The organism is Cytobacillus sp. SAFR-174 (genome assembly GCF_051964675.1).
GTDB lineage: Bacteria > Bacillota > Bacilli > Bacillales > Cytobacillaceae > Cytobacillus.
On sequence record NZ_JBQCMZ010000003.1, the window covers coordinates 13,614 to 31,699 of the forward strand.

At 46.0% G+C, this 18,086-nt stretch carries 19 protein-coding genes; 14 read left to right on the forward strand and 5 right to left on the reverse strand.

Going from position 1 to position 18,086, the window contains the following annotated elements:
* The first annotated feature begins 8 nt into the window (after window positions 1-8).
* The 3 genes from ACTHRG_RS04010 (at window position 9) to ACTHRG_RS04020 (ending at window position 1,722) form a co-directional block, all read left to right on the forward strand.
* On the forward strand, window positions 9-686 hold the full coding sequence (locus tag ACTHRG_RS04010; RefSeq protein ID WP_076257034.1) for a uracil-DNA glycosylase: 678 nt from the start codon (window positions 9-11) through the stop codon (window positions 684-686).
* A gap of 362 nt (window positions 687-1,048) precedes the next feature.
* Complete coding sequence (locus ACTHRG_RS04015; protein ID WP_076257038.1) at window positions 1,049-1,324, forward strand: YwdI family protein; 276 nt, start codon at window positions 1,049-1,051, stop codon at window positions 1,322-1,324.
* 26 nt (window positions 1,325-1,350) lie between these two features.
* On the forward strand, window positions 1,351-1,722 hold the full coding sequence (locus tag ACTHRG_RS04020) for a DUF423 domain-containing protein (RefSeq protein ID WP_035328075.1): 372 nt from the start codon (window positions 1,351-1,353) through the stop codon (window positions 1,720-1,722).
* A 96-nt stretch (window positions 1,723-1,818) separates the two neighbouring features.
* Here the strand turns inward: ACTHRG_RS04020 and gerQ are convergent, their stop codons facing one another.
* Window positions 1,819-2,328: a spore coat protein GerQ gene (gerQ, locus tag ACTHRG_RS04025; protein WP_076257040.1), complete on the reverse strand. Its 510-nt coding sequence runs from the start codon at window positions 2,326-2,328 to the stop codon at window positions 1,819-1,821.
* A gap of 183 nt (window positions 2,329-2,511) precedes the next feature.
* A complete protein-coding gene (gene hemQ, locus ACTHRG_RS04030) occupies window positions 2,512-3,255 on the reverse strand; it encodes a hydrogen peroxide-dependent heme synthase (protein ID WP_035328069.1) in 744 nt (247 codons plus the stop codon).
* A 350-nt stretch (window positions 3,256-3,605) separates the two neighbouring features.
* Between hemQ and pta the strand changes: the two genes are divergently transcribed.
* Together pta and ACTHRG_RS04040 are read left to right on the forward strand one after the other, a co-directional pair.
* A complete protein-coding gene (gene pta, locus ACTHRG_RS04035; RefSeq protein ID WP_076257042.1) occupies window positions 3,606-4,583 on the forward strand; it encodes a phosphate acetyltransferase in 978 nt (325 codons plus the stop codon).
* A 185-nt stretch (window positions 4,584-4,768) separates the two neighbouring features.
* Complete coding sequence (locus tag ACTHRG_RS04040) at window positions 4,769-5,611, forward strand: lipoate--protein ligase family protein (RefSeq protein WP_076257044.1); 843 nt, start codon at window positions 4,769-4,771, stop codon at window positions 5,609-5,611.
* 326 nt (window positions 5,612-5,937) lie between these two features.
* Here ACTHRG_RS04040 and ACTHRG_RS04045 read toward each other — a convergent pair whose 3' ends face one another.
* Entirely contained in the window at window positions 5,938-6,690 is a 753-nt protein-coding gene (locus tag ACTHRG_RS04045; protein WP_076257046.1) for an RsfA family transcriptional regulator, read from the reverse strand.
* A gap of 357 nt (window positions 6,691-7,047) precedes the next feature.
* Here ACTHRG_RS04045 and ACTHRG_RS04050 point away from each other — a divergent pair, with 357 nt between their 5' ends.
* From ACTHRG_RS04050 to ACTHRG_RS04060, 3 genes are all read left to right on the forward strand, one after another.
* Entirely contained in the window at window positions 7,048-7,272 is a 225-nt protein-coding gene (locus tag ACTHRG_RS04050; RefSeq protein WP_048009460.1) for a DUF1450 domain-containing protein, read from the forward strand.
* A 283-nt stretch (window positions 7,273-7,555) separates the two neighbouring features.
* Window positions 7,556-8,857 carry an HD domain-containing protein gene (locus ACTHRG_RS04055; RefSeq protein WP_048009459.1) on the forward strand — a complete coding sequence of 434 codons (1,302 nt, stop codon included), beginning with the start codon at window positions 7,556-7,558 and terminating at the stop codon, window positions 8,855-8,857.
* A 41-nt stretch (window positions 8,858-8,898) separates the two neighbouring features.
* Window positions 8,899-9,408 (forward strand): YwgA family protein, encoded by a 510-nt coding sequence (locus ACTHRG_RS04060; protein WP_076257047.1) that lies wholly within the window; start codon window positions 8,899-8,901, stop codon window positions 9,406-9,408.
* A 198-nt stretch (window positions 9,409-9,606) separates the two neighbouring features.
* On the opposite strand, the gene ACTHRG_RS04065 is transcribed toward ACTHRG_RS04060, so the two are convergent.
* Window positions 9,607-9,792 carry a 2-hydroxymuconate tautomerase gene (locus tag ACTHRG_RS04065; RefSeq protein WP_009332324.1) on the reverse strand — a complete coding sequence of 62 codons (186 nt, stop codon included), beginning with the start codon at window positions 9,790-9,792 and terminating at the stop codon, window positions 9,607-9,609.
* Between the two features lie 182 nt (window positions 9,793-9,974).
* Between ACTHRG_RS04065 and ACTHRG_RS04070 the strand changes: the two genes are divergently transcribed.
* Entirely contained in the window at window positions 9,975-10,634 is a 660-nt protein-coding gene (locus tag ACTHRG_RS04070) for a site-2 protease family protein (RefSeq protein ID WP_048009457.1), read from the forward strand.
* Between the two features lie 37 nt (window positions 10,635-10,671).
* Complete coding sequence (locus ACTHRG_RS04075) at window positions 10,672-11,184, forward strand: YwhD family protein (RefSeq protein WP_076257049.1); 513 nt, start codon at window positions 10,672-10,674, stop codon at window positions 11,182-11,184.
* Window positions 11,185-11,407: 223 nt separating this feature from the next.
* Here ACTHRG_RS04075 and ACTHRG_RS04080 read toward each other — a convergent pair whose 3' ends face one another.
* Entirely contained in the window at window positions 11,408-13,471 is a 2,064-nt protein-coding gene (locus tag ACTHRG_RS04080) for a transglycosylase domain-containing protein (protein ID WP_076257051.1), read from the reverse strand.
* A gap of 258 nt (window positions 13,472-13,729) precedes the next feature.
* Here ACTHRG_RS04080 and speE point away from each other — a divergent pair, with 258 nt between their 5' ends.
* The 4 genes from speE (at window position 13,730) to argS (ending at window position 18,038) form a co-directional block, all read left to right on the forward strand.
* Entirely contained in the window at window positions 13,730-14,557 is an 828-nt protein-coding gene (speE, locus tag ACTHRG_RS04085; RefSeq protein WP_009332318.1) for a spermidine synthase, read from the forward strand.
* Between the two features lie 60 nt (window positions 14,558-14,617).
* A complete protein-coding gene (gene speB, locus ACTHRG_RS04090; protein ID WP_076257277.1) occupies window positions 14,618-15,496 on the forward strand; it encodes an agmatinase in 879 nt (292 codons plus the stop codon).
* Window positions 15,497-15,931: 435 nt separating this feature from the next.
* Window positions 15,932-16,384 carry a DUF1934 domain-containing protein gene (locus ACTHRG_RS04095; protein ID WP_076257053.1) on the forward strand — a complete coding sequence of 151 codons (453 nt, stop codon included), beginning with the start codon at window positions 15,932-15,934 and terminating at the stop codon, window positions 16,382-16,384.
* Complete coding sequence (gene argS, locus ACTHRG_RS04100) at window positions 16,371-18,038, forward strand: arginine--tRNA ligase (RefSeq protein WP_076257055.1); 1,668 nt, start codon at window positions 16,371-16,373, stop codon at window positions 18,036-18,038. The genes ACTHRG_RS04095 and argS overlap by 14 nt, the downstream gene beginning before the upstream one ends.
* Window positions 18,039-18,086 lie beyond the last annotated feature (48 nt).

Below are 18,086 nucleotides of genomic sequence, written 5' to 3' on the forward strand. Positions count from 1 at the left end.
GTTGGCAAATGAAGCGTATCTTAAGAAATGACTGGCAGGAGATTTTGGCAGAGGAATTCGAGAAACCCTATTATCTTCATCTTCGTGAATTTTTGAAAAAGGAATATGAGGAGCAGATCATTTATCCAAGGCAGGAGGATATTTTCAATGCGCTCCAATATACAGCTTATAAAGATGTAAAGGCAGTGATATTGGGACAGGATCCTTATCATGGGCCGGGGCAGGCACATGGATTAAGCTTTTCGGTTCAGCCTGATGTAAAGCTGCCTCCTTCACTGAAAAATATATTTAAGGAAATGCAGGAAGATCTGGGCTTCGATGTGCCAAATAATGGATATCTATTAAAATGGGCTCAGGAAGGGGTACTGCTCCTGAATACCGTTCTGACCGTCCGCAAAGGGCAGGCGCATTCGCATAAGGGGAAAGGATGGGAAACGTTCACCGACACGGTTATACAAAAATTGAATGAGCGGGAACAGCCCGCTATTTTTATATTATGGGGAAAACCGGCACAGGAAAAAGAAGTGCTGATTGATGCTTCCAAACACTTTATCATAAAATCACCGCATCCCAGCCCGTTTTCGGCCAGAAAAGGGTTCTTTGGGAGCAGGCCATTTTCAAGGACGAATGAAATCTTACAGAAGCTTGGAGAGGAGCCAATTGACTGGCAGATTCCTAATCTCTGATTCGTTTCGCCATGTTTCACGTGAAACATACCGTTTTATGCAAGAAGTGCTCGAAATATGCTCTGTGCACAAAGGAGAAAAACAAATGAGTTCACAGAAGATCGATTGTTTTAAGTGCAAATATTTCTATGTGACCTGGGACCGGAATCATCCAAAAGGCTGCAGGGCCTTTCAGTTTAAAACAAGGCAGCTGCCCTCACTTGAAGTTTTCCGGGCATCCGGCCATCCCTGTTTGCGTTTTGAAAAGAAAACCTGATAAACTTTATATGCCGGTCATACTGGCCGCTTTTAGGCAGGCAGTTTCCCGCCCCGAGTGCCGGGGATGGACAAGGGCTGCTTTTTTATAGAAAGAGGTGTAGAGGGTGAATATCTCTGTTCAGAAGCTTTTAGGGAAAATGGAGAAGGAATTGCTGGAAGCGAAAAGCAGCTCTTCCGACGCCAGAATCAGAGAAAGAGTACAGGCGATCAAGTCGTTATGCGAGCTGGTTTTGGATGAGTCGGATGCAGGCAGTGTGGCTGCTGTTTCGTCTATTAGCCATACATACAATGCGCCGCCAGCAGCTCAGCCAGCGAATCTGCAGCCAAAGAAAATGCAGATGGATGATGAGGCGAATGGCGATTCATTGTTTGATTTTTAATAAAGAGATAAGAGGTGCAGGGGACTATGAAGCTATTTATTATTATTGGGGCAATTAATGCCTTTTTATCAGTTGCATTAGGGGCTTTCGGAGCTCACGGACTTGAAGGAAGAGTGGAGCCGAAGTACTTGGAGACATGGCAAACAGGTGTAACCTATCAGATGTTCCATGCAACAGGACTTTTGATCATTGGCGTTCTGCTTGGCAAGCTGCCGGCAACGTCTTTATTATCCTGGTCGGGCTGGCTGATGGTGATCGGCATCATCCTGTTCTCAGGAAGCTTATATGTGCTGACTTTAACGAAAATCAGCGTGCTTGGTGCTATCACTCCGCTTGGCGGAGTCTCATTCCTTGCGGCTTGGGTGCTGCTGATTATTGCGGCAGTGAAATATTTGTAAAAGGAAGGAGCTTTGACTTGGGGTCAAAGCTCCTTTTTGTTGCGGAAGCTGACCAGTTCCAGACGTGTTCAGCCGTCAGAAGGAAAGCCTTTCCTGTTATCTCGGCGAATATTGTGACATTCCCTGTCCTCCGCCAAATGGATACTCATATTCAATTTCTTCATCAAACGTCACATAGTCTAAGTAGATCATCGGAAGGAGGATGCGCTGGCCTGTTTGAGGATCGCTCAGAATCAGGTGATCCCGCCCGGCCGCCTCAATGAGGCCTTTAAATATTTTGGCGTTCCATTCCGTATTATTCTCAAATGTGGCATATACTGTCGCAAGTTTCCCTTTGTTCAGGCGAAGAATGTTTTCGATATAGGATTGTTCAAGCGGAAGCATTCCCGGAACAGATGGAGCAGCTGCCATGCCGCCCATTCCGCCGCCAGCGCCTGCGCCTGCACCCGGAAACATTCCCCCTGAGCTCGCATTTGGCATGGCTCCGCCTGTTTGTGCCGGCTGAAACTGCGGCTGGCCCTGAAAGTTCTGCGGCATTTGAGTGCCGTCGCTATAACGCTGCTGGTAACCATAATAAGGGTATTGACCATAATTTGATTGACTCAATTTAGTCCCTCCTAAGTATTAAAATCAGCATGTTCTATCCGCGTATTTGAGAATAGACTGCCGGACAGTCCTGCGGGTTGAATTTAAAATAGAAACTCACTATTTCATTACTATGTAAGGGCATATTCTTTTATAACCGGAAGAAAAAGAAAAACTCCCGGCCGAAGCCGGGAGCTTTCATCATTATATGTGAAGGAACTTTTCTACTTTGTCCTCTTCCAGGATGTTTCCAACGAAGAAAGAGCCGAATTCGCCGTAGCGGGCACTTACTTCATCAAAGCGCATTTCATATACAAGCTTTTTAAATTGAAGAACATCGTCAGAGAAAAGGGTAACGCCCCATTCGTAATCATCGAAGCCAACAGAGCCTGTGATGATCTGTTTTACCTTGCCGGCATACTGGCGGCCGATCATGCCATGGCTGCGCATCATATTGCGGCGGTCTTCCATAGGAAGCATGTACCAGTTGTCATTGCCCTGGCGGCGCTTGTCCATCGGATAGAAGCAGACATGCTTCGCTTTTGGCAATTCAGGATAAAGGCGTGCCAGGATCTGCGGATTCTGGTATGGATCTTCTCCTGCAGGCAGGTAGTTGCTCAGCTCGACAACAGACACATATGAATGAACCGGAATCGTGAATTCAGCTAATTTTGATTTGTTGAATTCGTTTTCAATTTCATTCAGCTCTTCCATTGTAGGCCTTAAGATCATCATCATAAAATCAGCTTTTTGGCCGACAATTGTATAAAGGGCATGACTGCCGTTTTTCTCGCTTTGTGTTGTGTTCCACTTGTCCACTAGGGCCATAAATTCGTGGATCGCTGCCTGGCGCTCTTCGCTGGGTACCATTTTCCAAGTTGTCCAATCAACTGTGCGGAAGTCATGTAAACAATACCAGCCATCAAGCGTTACTGCTGCTTCACTCATTATAATCACTCCTAATATGTACTGAAATTCTCATCCCTACTATACCATAGTTTCTCCAATTAACATGTGTACAAAACTTGAAATGTTGGAATTCCTGGTATGTACCTGTCACCAGCATTAAAACCCGTTTACAAAGAGGGCATTATGGATATCTTAAAAAAGGTATGAAGATGCGCCAGCAGAAGGTTATTTATTATTGGAAATTTACCGAAAACAAAAACATTTTATTTGGAAACGCTAACAGCGGGTGAACTCCTTGAAATTCTTAGGATGAAGAGTATTCTAAGGGAGTATATAGGAGAATTTCTATTAATTTGTACGGAAAAATTATGGCCGTAGGAGGAATTAGCATGAGTGACTTATTCACAGTATTGAAAGAAAAAGTAACAGGACAGAATTTACGAATCGTTTTTCCGGAAGGACAGGATGAGCGTATTTTAGCGGCTGCCGGCAGATTGGCTGCAGAAAAAATCATCACTCCAATCCTGATCGGAAACATCGCGGAAATTGAAGCGAAAGCAAAAGACATGGATATCAGCCTGGATTCAGCTGAAATTTATGACCCAAGCAACTTTTTAATGATGGATGAGCTTGTGGCTGCATTTATTGAAAGACGCAAAGGCAAAGCGACAGAAGAAGATGCGCGCAGAATCCTTCTGGATGAAAACTATTTCGGTACCATGCTTGTCTATGCGAACAAAGCAGACGGCCTAGTGAGCGGTGCAGCGCATTCAACAGCTGATACAGTGCGCCCGGCACTGCAAATTATTAAAACGAAAGAAGGCGTGCGCAAAACATCAGGTGTCTTCATCATGGTCCGTGACGATGAGAAATATGTTTTTGCCGATTGTGCCATCAACATCTCACCTGACAGCCAGGACTTGGCGGAAATTGCGATTGAAAGTGCCAAGACAGCCAGGATGTTCGATATCGAACCGCGTGTAGCAATGCTCAGCTTCTCCACAAAGGGCTCTGCCAAGTCTCCGGAAACGGAAAAGGTTTCAGCAGCACTTGAAGCAGCTAAGATTCGTGATCCGCTATTGATCATAGATGGGGAATTCCAGTTTGATGCGGCATTTGTTCCATCTGTAGCAGAGAAAAAAGCTCCGGATTCACCAATTCAGGGTGATGCGAATGTATTTGTTTTCCCTAGCCTGGAAGCCGGCAACATCGGCTACAAAATTGCCCAGCGCCTTGGAAACTTCGAGGCAGTGGGACCAATTCTTCAAGGCTTGAACCGCCCGGTTAATGACCTGTCCCGCGGCTGCAACGAGGAAGATGTCTATAAGCTTGCTTTAATTACAGCAGCTCAGGCTTTAAATCAATAATACAGCAGTTTAGAAGCCGGTCCCTTGTGACTGGCTTTTTTGCTATAATGTATCTGGATATGGCCAGTGGCCGATAAAACTGTAGTTTAGGCCGATAAACTAGCTGATTTAACTTTGGAATGGATACTTAATAGATAATTTCTGCCGATTAACTCTAAATATCGGCAAAAGGGGATCAAATAAAGATGAATTCGCAACAAGATTTGCTTTTTCAGGAAGACTGGCGGGTTATTGACCAGTCTGCTGCGGGAATCCACTTAAATGCCCTGCACTCATTCGGAATGGATGATACGCTCTGTGCTTCTGTCGGAGCCGGTGCGGCGCCTGCCACTGCGAGGACATGGGTGCATCACAATACGATCGTGCTCGGCATCCAGGATACGAAGCTGCCTTTTTTGAATGACGGCATTCACTTTCTAAAAAGCCGGGGGTATGAAGTGATTGTCCGAAACTCCGGCGGCCTGGCCGTTGTCCTGGATCAGGGGGTCCTGAATATTTCGCTGATTTTTCCTGAAAGGGAAAAGGGAATTGATATCAACCGCGGCTATGATGCGATGTGGATGCTCATCCAGGAGATGTTTTCCGATTTTCATAAAGAAATAGAAGCCCGGGAAATTGTCGGCTCCTATTGCCCGGGAAGCTATGATTTAAGCATCGGGGGACAGAAGTTTGCAGGCATTTCGCAGAGGCGCCTCCGCAATGGCGTAGCTGTGCAAATCTATCTGTGTGTGGATGGAAGCGGAAGTGAGCGTGCCGATCTGATTGGCAAATTCTACTCTCTTGCTAAAAAAGAAGAACAGACGAAATTCCAATACCCTGAAATTCAGCCGGCTGTCATGGCATCACTGTCGGAATTGCTGGGGACAGAGCTGACGGTTCAGGATGTGATGCTCCGCTTTCTCCAATCCTTGAAAAAGAAATCCGGCCGCCTTTATGCAGGGCAGCTGACAAATGAGGAGGCAGGCCTGTTTGAGGGCTATTCCCGCCGTGTAATGGATCGGAATGAGAAAGTGCTTGGCAGCGAATAAATAAAAGAAGAGCCGCAGTCGATATCGATCTGCGGCCCTCCTTGAAAGGAATTGCTGCCATTTTCTCCTGCTCCCGATGCCGGAAAGAGTTTTGAACTTTGATAACTGTCTAGCTCCAGCGCCTACCCCCTCGAGGTCATAAGCTTGTCTAGTTGCGGCTCCTAGGGACTCGAGACATAAGCCAATCCCTTCCAGAAGGAAAGAGCACCTTCTTACAGGGCTCGTCTTATGCTTGAGGCCCACAGGATGTGGGTCATGCAGGCGTTGCCGCAGGACGTGGCGTACTTAGTCTGCGTTCCTTCGTGAGCAAGGCGCTTCCGCTTTTCTTATTCCGCGACTCTCTCCAAATTGCCGTTGCGGTCCATTTTAAACTTGGATGCCGGCCTTTCTTCTTCATCAAACAGAACAAAATTGCGGGCTCTGTTCATGATTTTCATCAGTGTCTCGTAATCTTCCTGAATGGTTACCGTATTCTGCTCCAGCTTGCCGATTTTGCTCTCAAGCTCTTCATTTTGGCTTCTGAGATCCGCATTTTCGCGCTTTAATCTTTCATTCTCATTCTTTAGTATATCAACCTGAATACCCGAATGATTCAATGTTTGCAAGTATGCGATAACGGTATCCATATCCAGCTGTGCAGGTGCCGTGTAAACCGGCTCTGAATAGGTGTAGGATGGAACCGTTTCTGTCTGCACAATTGCTTCATCCTCTGTGCGCTCCTCGTAAAAGTCTGCCGGTGACGGCGGTACGATCGCATTTGTCTGAACTGGCGCTGCTGAGACCTCCTGCATCGTCGGAACTGGCGGAGAGTATAAGAGTTTCTTCTTGCCGCCCTGATCCTTTCCTAGCATTCTTTGTCTCTGCTTGCGCTGTTTTTTGGCCAGCCCTAGCGCTTTTTCATATTGATGCCTCACCACAGCGTTCCAGCGGAATCCGCATGCCGCCGAGGTGCGGTTCAGCTTGTCCCCAACTTCCTCAAATGCGTTTAACTGTGTGCTGCCTTCCCTCACATGCCGCAAAACGGTCTCTGCCAGCAATAAATCGTTTTCATCTGTCCAAGCGTCCTGACGTATTTTCATATAACCTCAACTCCCTAAATATTACTTTTTGCTGTTGCCTTAGTTAAAGGATGGACAAACCTTGCAGATTTTATACAAAGGTGATTAAAAGGATAGTAGATTATTTTAAAAATTTTTATTTTCGCTAGATACGTATGGCAGTTTTGTGAAGTTTACTAAGATTCACCACTCAAGTTAATGATTACAGCTTGCAATGAAGATCGATTAGTTTTAAAATAGCCTGTAGCAGTTGGGCAGGGCAGTCCTTTACTTTGAATAGGAATGCCGTGCAGCGGACATGCTTTAACGAAGAAGATACTCAGGCCAAATAGCGCCGGGATTATATAAAAGATTGACCGCAGAAAGGGTTGTACGAAGATGGCAAACGAATTCCGTGTTTGCGACGATTGTCAGGCAGTAAATCTGAAGACATTGGTACCGCGATTAAAAGAAATAGATCCAGAAGCAAAAATTGACGTCGGCTGCCAGTCCTATTGCGGACCAGGCCGCAAAAAAACATTTGCTTTCGTCAATAACCGTCCCCTTGCCGCACTGACGGAAGAGGAATTGATGGAGAAAATTAATAAAAAGCTGAAAAAATAAAGATCACCCTGACTCCTGTTCTGAGGTGATTTTATTTTTTGCCTGAGTTTATGATTTAATCCTGATTGGTAAATAGACTTAGGAGGCAATATTGTTTTTAGAAAAGTCGAAAAATATTTCTTGGCCAGATGATTGATGTATCGCGGTTTCTGTCGAACAGCCATGAAAAACGGTGAATTTTGTGATGAATTGACACTATAATCGGGATATAATAAGTTTACGCCAGAAAATGGGAAACAACAGGTTCGGAGTGCGTGGAAACAGGAAAAGCGGAGGGTACGGAATGGCATATTCAGCGGAAAAGTTAAATGAGGAAAAAGTATTCAAAGATCCCGTTCATCGGTACATACACGTCAGGGACAGAGTCATCTGGGATTTAATCGGGACAAAAGAGTTCCAGCGCCTCAGAAGAATTAAGCAGCTCGGGACAACTTATTTAACCTTCCATGGTGCTGAGCATAGCCGCTTTAATCACTCGCTCGGAGTTTACGAGATTGTGCGCCGCATTTCCGACGATGTCTTTTTGGGAAGGCCGGAATGGGATGAAGAAGACCGTATCCTGACTTTATGCGCGGCACTTCTCCACGATTTGGGGCACGGTCCGTTCTCGCACTCTTTTGAAAAAGTATTCGACCTGGATCATGAACATTATACGAGGGCGATCATTCTCGGAGACACCGAGGTTCATCATGTCCTTACAAGGGTAAGTGCCGATTTTCCGCAGAAAGTGGCGGATGTGATTGCCAAAACGTCTAAGAATAAGCTGGTCGTCAGCCTGATTTCCAGCCAGATTGATGCGGACCGGATGGATTATCTGCAGCGGGACGCTTATTTTACCGGTGTCAGCTATGGCCATTTTGACATGGAGCGGATTCTGCGCGTCATGAGGCCGCGGGAAGACCAGGTCGTGATCAAGCAGAGCGGGATGCATGCTGTTGAGGATTACATAATGAGCCGCTATCAAATGTATTGGCAGGTGTATTTCCATCCGGTAACCCGGAGTGCAGAGGTCATCTTGACGAAAATCCTGCATCGCGCAAAAGATCTGCATGAACAGAAATACAAATTTAAATATGATCCGATCCATTTTTATTCTTTATTCAATGGAGAAATCACTCTTGAGGATTATATAAAGCTTGATGAAGCTATTATTCTTTATTATTTTCAGATGTGGCAGGAGGAAGAAGATCCGATTCTGAAGGATCTCTGCTGCCGCTTTATGGACAGGAATTTATATAAATACGTCGAATTCGACCCGGCGAAAGAATACAAGAAGCTGGCAGAGTTGTCTGCATTGTTTAAAAAGGCAGGCATGGATCCTGAATATTACCTGGTTGTCGATTCTTCATCGGATTTGCCTTATGATTTTTACCGTCCGGGCGAGGAAGAAGAAAGACTGCCGATTCATCTGCTGCTGAAAAATGGGGATATCCGCGAGCTTTCCCGTGAATCTGAGATTGTAGATGCCATTTCCGGGAAACGCCGAACGGATCATAAGCTGTACTTTCCGGCTGATTTTATTGCAGACGACAGCAAAAAGCCAAACATTAAAAAGCAGATTAAAATGCTGCTGGAAATCGACTAAAACATAGATACGGGAAAAAACGGAGTAGGAGATGAAGAGCTTTGTTAAAGGATCACGCCAAACTAATGCACGCCATTGCAGTCTCTGAAGAAATCGTGGGACGGAAAAAGCTGCAGAAAATGATTTATATCGCCAAGAACATCGCCTTTCCCTTTCAGGAAAGATTTCAATTTCACTTTTATGGGCCATATTCGGAAGAATTGACACTAAGGGTCGAAGAACTTTGCAACATGGGATTCTTAAACGAAGTAAAGGAAAAAAAGGGCGGCTACTATCAGTATCGCTATACCCTTACTGAAACCGGCAAGGAATTTTTGGGCATCAACGCAGTCGAGATGCCGAGCCTCCAGGACTGCCTGCTCGATATGAACGGCCAGAATGCCAGATTCCTTGAACTCGTCTCAACGGTCCTTTATTTCAATGACCTGCCTAAGGAAGAAGTGAAAGAAAAAGTCTTTACCCTGAAAAGCAAACAGCGCTACACGGATGAAGAAGTGGAACAGGCGTATCAATATATTGAAAGCTTAAGAGAAAAAGCCGGGCTGCATTGAGCGCCCGGCTTTGTTTTTTGCTGAAAAAGTCTTACCGCACATAAATAGTTTTATGCGCGCTGAAATTGGGCTGACCGCACAGAAAAATTTTTATGCGAAAGTAAAACCGTGCTATGCGCAAATAAAACCGCTCATGATGCAAAAACTCATAGAAAAAGGCAGTCTCTGTTATAGGAAACTGCCTCTTTTTACGCAATTCTACTGGTCGCTTAAGCGTTTTCCGCCGACAGCATAGTGATTTTTGGACATTTCTTCGATAAATACGACGATTTTGTCTTCTGGTGCTCCAGTTGTTTCACTGACGGCCGCTGTTACTTTTTCAGCGAGCGCTTTTTTCTGTTCCTCAGTACGGCCTTCAAGCATTTTTACGGTTACATATGGCATTTCTTTTCCTCCTCATTATGTATGCTTGTTTGTATTTTTCCACTTTTTCCTGCAATGTGCAAGCCTGATTCCCTTTGACCAGGCGTTCATGTATACTTTTAGGTAAATAGCAGCGGCTTTTCCTACATAGTATGTATAAATAAAGCCTGGCATTTAGCCGGCAGGAGAGGGAGTTTTGGCTTTTGGAACAATTTTTGGCGTTTTCTCTCAGGGAGATTCCCTATGTGGCGGTAACATTGATGATTGCCTTTACGGTTCATGAATTTGCCCACGCCTATATGGCTTATAAGTTTGGGGATTCCACTGCAAAAAACCAGGGAAGGTTAACGTTAAATCCCATGCAGCATCTGGATCCGATTGGGACGATCCTGATTTTTATTGCAGGTTTCGGATGGGCCAGGCCTGTACCGGTCAACCGCTTCTTTTTCAAAAATCCGAGGCTTGCCGGGATCTCTGTCTCCATTGCGGGGCCGATATCCAATCTGGTGATGGCTGTTCTGGGCTTTTTCATCTGGTATGCCCTTGCCGGAACCGGACTCGCAGCTTCGTTTCCAGCGTTTGTGGCAGATTTCCTGAATATCTTTATTCAGCTGAATTTAGTGCTGTTTGTATTCAACCTGCTGCCGTTTCCGCCGCTCGATGGCTACAGAATTATTGAGGATTTGGCGCCGGCCCATATTCGCCCGAAAATGACCCGGTTTGAGGCATATGGCTCCGTAATTTTCCTGATTCTTGTCATTACCCCGCTGGATCAATACACCATCCAGCCGATATTTAACACCGTATTGCCGGTTCTCGCGAGCGGCCTAAATGATTTTTTCTATGAATTATTTATGACATAATAATAAGAACCCAGTACTTGCATAGGAGGACGTGAAGATGGAAGAAAAAAAGAAAAAGAAAGTCGATTTTAATATTATCAAGAGCGACCCGACAGATGGACATGGCGGATTCGGGGTCGGTACCCTGAGCCTTGATAATGTGACACCGGTCATCATTGATGTGGATGCCGGGGAGGCGTCTATTGAAGTGGGTGCCATGCATGCGCGCAGTCCAGTGGAAAAAGGCATCAAGTTTTTGAAAAGCAAAGAGGAAGTGCCCAACGGAAAACCGTACTGGCTGATTTGGATTACCATTGACCGCAAAGAGGGAGGCGCCTACTATGCAGGCGTTACGGCCTGCGAAATGACGGTCGACAGGGAGATTCGCCGGGGCTATAAATCGCTTCCCGAGCATGTGAACCGCATGGATAAATCGATTAAAAGACATATCATCGTGGATCATATGGACGAGAAGTCCAAGAAAGTGCTGGCCGATTTCCTGAAAAACCATGACGCAGGCATGTGGGAAAGGTCGGCGGAACAGCTAAAAACAGATTTACAAGCCATTTAGAAAAAAAGTCTAATTTTGTGACGAAATTGTGACATTTTTTTGACGTGATTTTCTAACTACTTGTACAATTCCCGTAAAAAAAGTAAACTAATTAACAGTGTGAAGGCACAGTATAGCACTAGGACACGAAAAACCCCGGGATTCGGACCCCGGGGTTTTTCATTTTTTATTCATTAAGGTGACAGGTACCTATACCAGTTGAAGGAAGTGGTATAGGTACCTGTCACCACCGGAACAGTTTCTTATACCAAGGTGTCTCCGGCTTCTTTTCAGGCTGCTCTGGTTTTTCCTCTTTTTTGTGGTTCAGGTGGTCTGTACAGTATTCCGCAGGTTCTGTGCCTTCTGCGAAGTAGGTAAGGCGCTTGACGGGGCAGTTTTCCCCGGCTATTTTTCCGTTGGCCGGGTCGATGTAGACGCCGGCTGTACCTTTAGGTGCCTTGAATTCCTTGGCCGGCTTCCCTTTATGGGCTTCTTCCATGAACCGGATCCAAATGTTCTTGGCATACGTTTTTTCAACGGTTTTTGTAATGACCTGGCCTTTATCATAGCCGGTCCATACTGCGGTAACCAGCTGAGGTGTAAAGCCTGCCATCCAGCTGTCCGTTTCGGTTGAGCCCGACTTGCCTGCATATGGGCGGGTCATATCATTGATAACGGTGCTGCCGGTTACCTGGGCATAGCCGTTCAGCTTCCGGTCAAAGATTCCAGTCATCATATGTGTCATGACGAAGGCGAGATCAGGCTTCAGAACCTTCATCTGGAATGGCTTCTGCTCGTAAATGACTTCGCCTTTATGATTTTCCACTCGCTTAATCAGCACCGGCGATACCTTCTTCCCGCCGTTGGCAAACATGCTGTAGGCATTAGCCAGCTCAATGACTCTCATACCCGATGTGCCGAGTGCCAAAGAAGGAACCTTCGCCATTTTAGAAGTGATGCCAAATTTCTTAGCTGTATTGACAAGCGTCTCTTCTCCTAAAAATAAGTGGGTCTTCACTGCATACACATTGTCAGATAAAGCCAGGGCCTGGGCCATGGTAATATCGTCATCCGCATATTTGCTGTTGAAGTTATGCGGCGTATAGTCCGGTGTGCCGTCTTCGAAGCGGAATGTCGTCTGCTCGCTTCGGATTGGAGTGGATGGGGTGAATCCCTGCTCCAATGCTGCGTAATAAAGCAGCGGCTTGATCGTCGATCCCGGCTGCCTGACGGCCTGGACTGCCCGGTTAAAGGGACTCTCCTCATAATCCCGGCCGCCGACCATCGCCTTGACGTAGCCGTTTTTCGGATTCATGGCCACAACTCCGACCTGAATCTCCGAGTCTTGTGAAATCATCTTATCTACTGTTTCTTCCGCGATTTCCTGTTCCTTCAGATCCAAAGTGGTATAAACCTTCAATCCGCCCAATTCAATGGTCCGGTCATCCAGCTTCAGCTGCGTTTTAAGAGCATTGCGGACCGCATCCTGGAAATAGGGGGCTGTTTTCGCTCTCGGGTGCATGTGCTCTCCGACCAGCTCAAGCTCCTCTGCCGCAGCAAGATCCGCCTCCTTTTGGCTGACCATCCCATTCTTCACCATCGTCTGCAGAATCACCCTCTGCCGCTGTTCTGCTTTTTCCGCTGATGCAAATGGCGAATAAATGCCAGGACCCTTAGGGATTCCGGATAAAATGGACGCCTCAGCCAATGTAAGATCACTGGCATCCTTCCCAAAATAAAACTGGCTTGCTGCCTGTGCGCCATAAGCTCCATTGCCGTAATAAATCGTATTTAAATAGCCTTCAAGGATTTCCTTCTTCGTATAATTCATCTCAAGCCTTATGGTATAAAAAGCTTCAAGCAGCTTCCGCTTCCAGGTTTTTTCGTGCTCGAGAAACAGGTTGCGGGCATACTGCTGGCTGATGGTGCTGGCCCCCTGAACCTTAGCCATTGCTTTGAGGTCAGCGAGCGCGGCACCGGCAATTCTTTTATAATCAAAGCCATTGTGATCGAAGAAATTTTTATCCTCAATCGAAACCGTCGCATCAACCAGATGCGGGCTGATATCATCAAGAGGTGCCCAGTAGCGCTTTTGCCCGTTGTGGCTTTCTCCAATCACCGTGCCATCCTCAGAGAAAAATAAAGTCGACTGCGGAACAGCGAGCGGCGGCGGTCCCAGGATTTTGGCATATACCAGAATGCCCCCAATCATCACAGCGGCTAAAGCCATTCCTATTAAGCTAATAATGAGAAATGCACGCAAATATTTCATTGTTTTTCTGAAACGCTGATCGGTCATTAACTCCAAGTGTGGCACCCCCTGAATCTTTCTAAGTGCAATGCGAAAAATAAAATAAACATAAGTACATAACTTTAGTATTGAAAAAAGAGTCCGATTTTAAACATCTTCTCTATTAAAAAGCGAAATTTTTCTTGCAATTTTGCTAGATTCATCTATACTTTTTCTGTGTTTGTTATTTGCATGTTAGGGAAGTATAAAAGATGAAAATGCTTTTTGCTGCTCTTTAGTGATAATTCATTTTTTTATGGAAGGAATGATTAAAGAATGGGACTTTGGTTTACAGAGAAACAAACAGAGAACTTTGGCATTACGATGAAGGTGAAGCGTACTTTACATACAGAACAGACAGAATTCCAGAAGCTAGATATGGTGGAAACAGAAGAGTGGGGCAATATGCTGCTTCTTGATGACATGGTTATGACTTCAATCAAGGATGAGTTTGTGTACCATGAGATGGTTGCGCACATTCCTTTGTTCACACATCCAAACCCTGAAAACGTTCTTGTAGTAGGCGGAGGGGACGGCGGCGTTATCCGTGAAGTCCTTAAGCACCCAAGCGTGAAAAAGGCGACTCTTGTAGATATCGACGGAAAGGTAATTGAATACTCAAAGAAATTCCTTCCTGAGATTGCAGGCAAGCTTGATGACCCGCGCGTAGATGTACAGGTGGGCGATGGCTTCATGCACATTGCTGAAAGCGAAAATGAGTATGATGTAATCATGGTTGACTCAACTGAGCCGGTAGGACCTGCGGTAAATCTATTCACAAAAGGCTTCTATGCTGGAATCTCTAAAGCCTTAAAAGAAGACGGCATCTTTGTGGCCCAGTCTGACAACCCTTGGTTCAAAGCGGACCTTATCCGCAACGTACAGCGCGATGTGAAAGAAATTTTCCCAATCACTCGTCTTTACACTGCGAATATCCCTACTTACCCAAGCGGCATGTGGGCATTCACAATCGGATCTAAAAAATACGATCCATTAGAAGTAAGCGAAGATCGCTTCCATGAGATTGAAACAAAATACTATACTAAAGAATTGCATAAAGCGGCATTTGTTTTGCCTAAATTTGTTGCAGACTTAGTGAAGTAATGGACAGGCTGCTATTCAGAGCAGCCTTCCTGAATACAGAAAAAGTGAGGGATGACCTTGGTGCGTTTTGATGAAGCCTATTCAGGCAATGTGTTTATTAAAAGCCATCCTAGTTATGAGGAAAGTGAAGCAGTCATTTATGGAATGCCGATGGACTGGACAGTCAGCTATCGTCCGGGATCCCGTTTCGGCCCTGCCCGCATCCGCGAAGTGTCCATCGGGCTTGAAGAGTACAGCCCGTACCTGGACCGTGAGCTGGAAGAGGTAAAATATTATGATGCCGGCGATATTCCGCTGCCATTCGGAAATCCGCAGAAAAGCATCGATATGATTGAAGAGTTTATTGATCAGCTTCTGGCTGAGGGTAAATTCCCGCTTGGCATGGGAGGAGAGCATCTGGTTTCCTGGCCTGTCATCAAAGCGATGTACAAGAAATATCCGGATCTGGCGATTATCCACATGGATGCCCATACGGATCTTCGGGTGGATTATGAAGGGGAGCCATTATCCCACTCAACTCCAATCCGCAAAGCAGCTGACCTGATTGGGCCAGGCAATGTCTATTCTTTTGGCATCCGTTCCGGCATGAAAGAAGAATTCCAATGGGCGAAGGAAGTCGGCATGCACATCTCGAAATTCGAAGTGCACCAGCCATTGAAGGAGATTCTTCCGAAGCTTGCCGGCCGTCCGGTCTATGTAACGATTGATATTGATGTTTTAGACCCTGCCCATGCGCCGGGAACAGGCACAGTCGATGCAGGCGGCATCACTTCAAGAGAGCTTCTTGCTTCTATTCATGAAATTGCCCATTCAGATGTTAACGTTGTTGGAGCCGACCTTGTCGAGGTGGCGCCAATTTATGACCCATCTGAACAAACGGCCAACACAGCCAGCAAACTGATCCGGGAAATGATTCTTGGATGGGTGAATAAAAAATAACGGGGACCTCGGTCTCCGTTTTTTTATTCGGCAAATTTCGGGGGGTGCCTGTCTAGCTCCACAAGGAACGCTTCGACAGCATCATCATCGCACGACTAAAAGCGTTAGTTTTTAGGAGGAGCGCCTACCCCCTCGAGGTCACAAGCTTGTCTAGTTGCGGCTCCTAGGGACTCGAGACATAAGCCGATCCCTTCCAGAAGGAAAGAACACCTTCTTGCAGGGCTCGTCTTATGCTTGTCGTCCCTGGACAGTCGCCTTCACTTTTCAGACAATCCTCCCAAAAAGGCAAAGGACGCCTTTCCGTGAGGCTCGTCTTGTGCTTGTCGGGGGTGGGCCAGGCGCTTCCGCTTTTCAAACTGTCACCAGCTCCTTGCACTTTCCCCATCAAATATTTATACTTATATAGTTATATATGATGAAAAGGATGTGTTGCCGTTGTCCAGTCGCTCAGCGGAACAAATGCCTGTGAAGATTAATGTGAAGACAGATATTCGCAGTGGAGGCAGCAAAGAGACTTTTGAATTGACTGCTTTTGGCCGATACTATATAAAAGATTCCGCCCGTTTCCTTCAGTATGATGAAGTGATGGAAGAGGGAACAGTTAAGACGATTATAAAAATGTCCGATGCAGACGGGCTGATTTTACGAAGCGGCGCCGTGAAAATGAGGCTCCCTTTCAGAATGAATAAAAAGCTCCGCGGCAGCTACGAGACGCCGTATGGAGTGTTTGAGATGGGTACGGTGACCAAGCGGTTGGCCCATCAATATGATGGCGACTCCGGCGAAGGTTCGATTGATATTTTATACGACCTGAAAATGCAGGGATCCCAGGCAGGTACATACCATTTGGCGATTACGTTTGAGGAGGAGAACAATGAACATAGTTGAACAGGTGCAAGGCAAATTAAAGCAGGAAATTAAGGATGCGGTTGTAAAAGCCGGTTTGGCAGCGGAAGAGCAGATTCCCGATGTGATTCTTGAAATCCCGAAGGAAAAGTCGCATGGCGATTATTCCACGAATATGGCGATGCAGCTGGCGCGAGTGGCCAAAAAGGCGCCAAGAATGATTGCAGAAGAGCTTATTGCTTCTTTTGACAGCTCAAAAGCTTCCATTGAAAAAATTGAAATTGCCGGACCTGGCTTTATCAATTTTTACATGAATAATTCTTATCTGACTGACCTGATTCCGGCCGTTCTGGAAGCAGGAGATCAGTATGGAGAAACAACAGTTGGCAACAATCAGAAGATCCAGGTGGAGTTTGTTTCCGCTAACCCGACAGGGGACCTGCATCTTGGACATGCCCGCGGAGCAGCTGTCGGCGACTCTCTATGCAACATTTTAGACAAAGCCGGCTACGATGTGTCCCGTGAGTACTATATCAATGATGCCGGAAACCAGATCAACAATCTGGCTCTATCAGTTGAAGCCCGTTATTTTCAGGCTCTTGGCTTAGAAAAAGAAATGCCTGCTGACGGCTATCATGGCGAAGACATCATCGGCATCGGCAAAAAGCTCGCTGAGGAGCACGGCGATAAATATGTAAATGCGGATGAAAAAGAGCGTTTTGACTTTTTCCGTGAATACGGCTTGAAATATGAAATGGCGAAGCTTAAGCAGGATCTTGAAGATTTCCGCGTTCCATTCGATGTCTGGTATTCGGAAACATCCCTTTATCATAATGGCAAAATCGACACAGCTCTTCAGGCATTAAAGGATAACGGCCACATTTACGAGGAAGAGGGCGCAACATGGTTCCGTTCCACCACTTTCGGTGATGACAAAGACCGTGTCCTTATTAAAAATGACGGCTCTTACACGTATCTGACTCCAGATATCGCTTACCATAAAGACAAACTTGAAAGAGGCTTTGAAAAGCTGATCAACATTTGGGGCGCTGACCACCATGGCTACATTCCGCGCATGAAGGCGGCCATCCAGGCTCTTGGTTATGACCGTGATGCTCTTGAAGTCGAGATCATCCAGCTTGTACATCTGTACAAAAACGGCGAAAAAATGAAGATGAGCAAACGTACCGGCAAAGCTGTAACAATGCGTGACCTTGTAGAAGAAGTAGGACTGGACGCAACACGCTATTTCTTCGCGATGAGAAGTGCGGATACACATCTTGATTTCGACCTTGATCTGGCTGTATCCCAATCCAATGAAAACCCTGTTTACTATGCACAGTATGCACATGCGCGTATTTCCAGCATTCTGCGCCAGGGTGAAGAACAGGGCATGTCTGCTGAAGCGGCAGATTACTCCCTGATTTCTGCGGAAAAGGAAATCGACGTTCTGAAGAAAATCGGCGAATTCCCGCAGGCTGTCGGCGAAGCAGCGCAAAAGCGCATGCCGCACAGAATTACGAACTATATTTATGAACTGGCTTCCTCTTTCCACAGCTTCTATAATGCTGAAAAAGTATTGGATGCGGAAAATCCGGAAAGAACGAAAGCCCGTCTGGCACTGATCAAAGCGGTTCAGACTACTTTAAAGAACTCACTGAAATTAATCGGCGTATCTGCTCCGGAAAAAATGTAATGATGGAAGCTGGCACTTATTGGTGCCGGCTTTTTTCATGTTTTAGAC

Coding starts and splice junctions, on each gene's coding strand:
- argS (WP_076257055.1), top strand. CDS start 16,371: ATGAACATAGTTGAACAGGTGCAAGGCAAATTAAAGCAGGAAATTAAG.
- pta (WP_076257042.1), top strand. CDS start 3,606: ATGAGTGACTTATTCACAGTATTGAAAGAAAAAGTAACAGGACAGAAT.
- ACTHRG_RS04075 (WP_076257049.1), top strand. CDS start 10,672: ATGGAAGAAAAAAAGAAAAAGAAAGTCGATTTTAATATTATCAAGAGC.
- ACTHRG_RS04050 (WP_048009460.1), top strand. CDS start 7,048: ATGGCAAACGAATTCCGTGTTTGCGACGATTGTCAGGCAGTAAATCTG.
- ACTHRG_RS04010 (WP_076257034.1), top strand. CDS start 9: ATGAAGCGTATCTTAAGAAATGACTGGCAGGAGATTTTGGCAGAGGAA.
- ACTHRG_RS04055 (WP_048009459.1), top strand. CDS start 7,556: ATGGCATATTCAGCGGAAAAGTTAAATGAGGAAAAAGTATTCAAAGAT.
- hemQ (WP_035328069.1), bottom strand. CDS start 3,255: ATGAGTGAAGCAGCAGTAACGCTTGATGGCTGGTATTGTTTACATGAC.
- ACTHRG_RS04020 (WP_035328075.1), top strand. CDS start 1,351: ATGAAGCTATTTATTATTATTGGGGCAATTAATGCCTTTTTATCAGTT.
- ACTHRG_RS04065 (WP_009332324.1), bottom strand. CDS start 9,792: ATGCCATATGTAACCGTAAAAATGCTTGAAGGCCGTACTGAGGAACAG.
- ACTHRG_RS04040 (WP_076257044.1), top strand. CDS start 4,769: ATGAATTCGCAACAAGATTTGCTTTTTCAGGAAGACTGGCGGGTTATT.
- speE (WP_009332318.1), top strand. CDS start 13,730: ATGGGACTTTGGTTTACAGAGAAACAAACAGAGAACTTTGGCATTACG.
- ACTHRG_RS04045 (WP_076257046.1), bottom strand. CDS start 6,690: ATGAAAATACGTCAGGACGCTTGGACAGATGAAAACGATTTATTGCTG.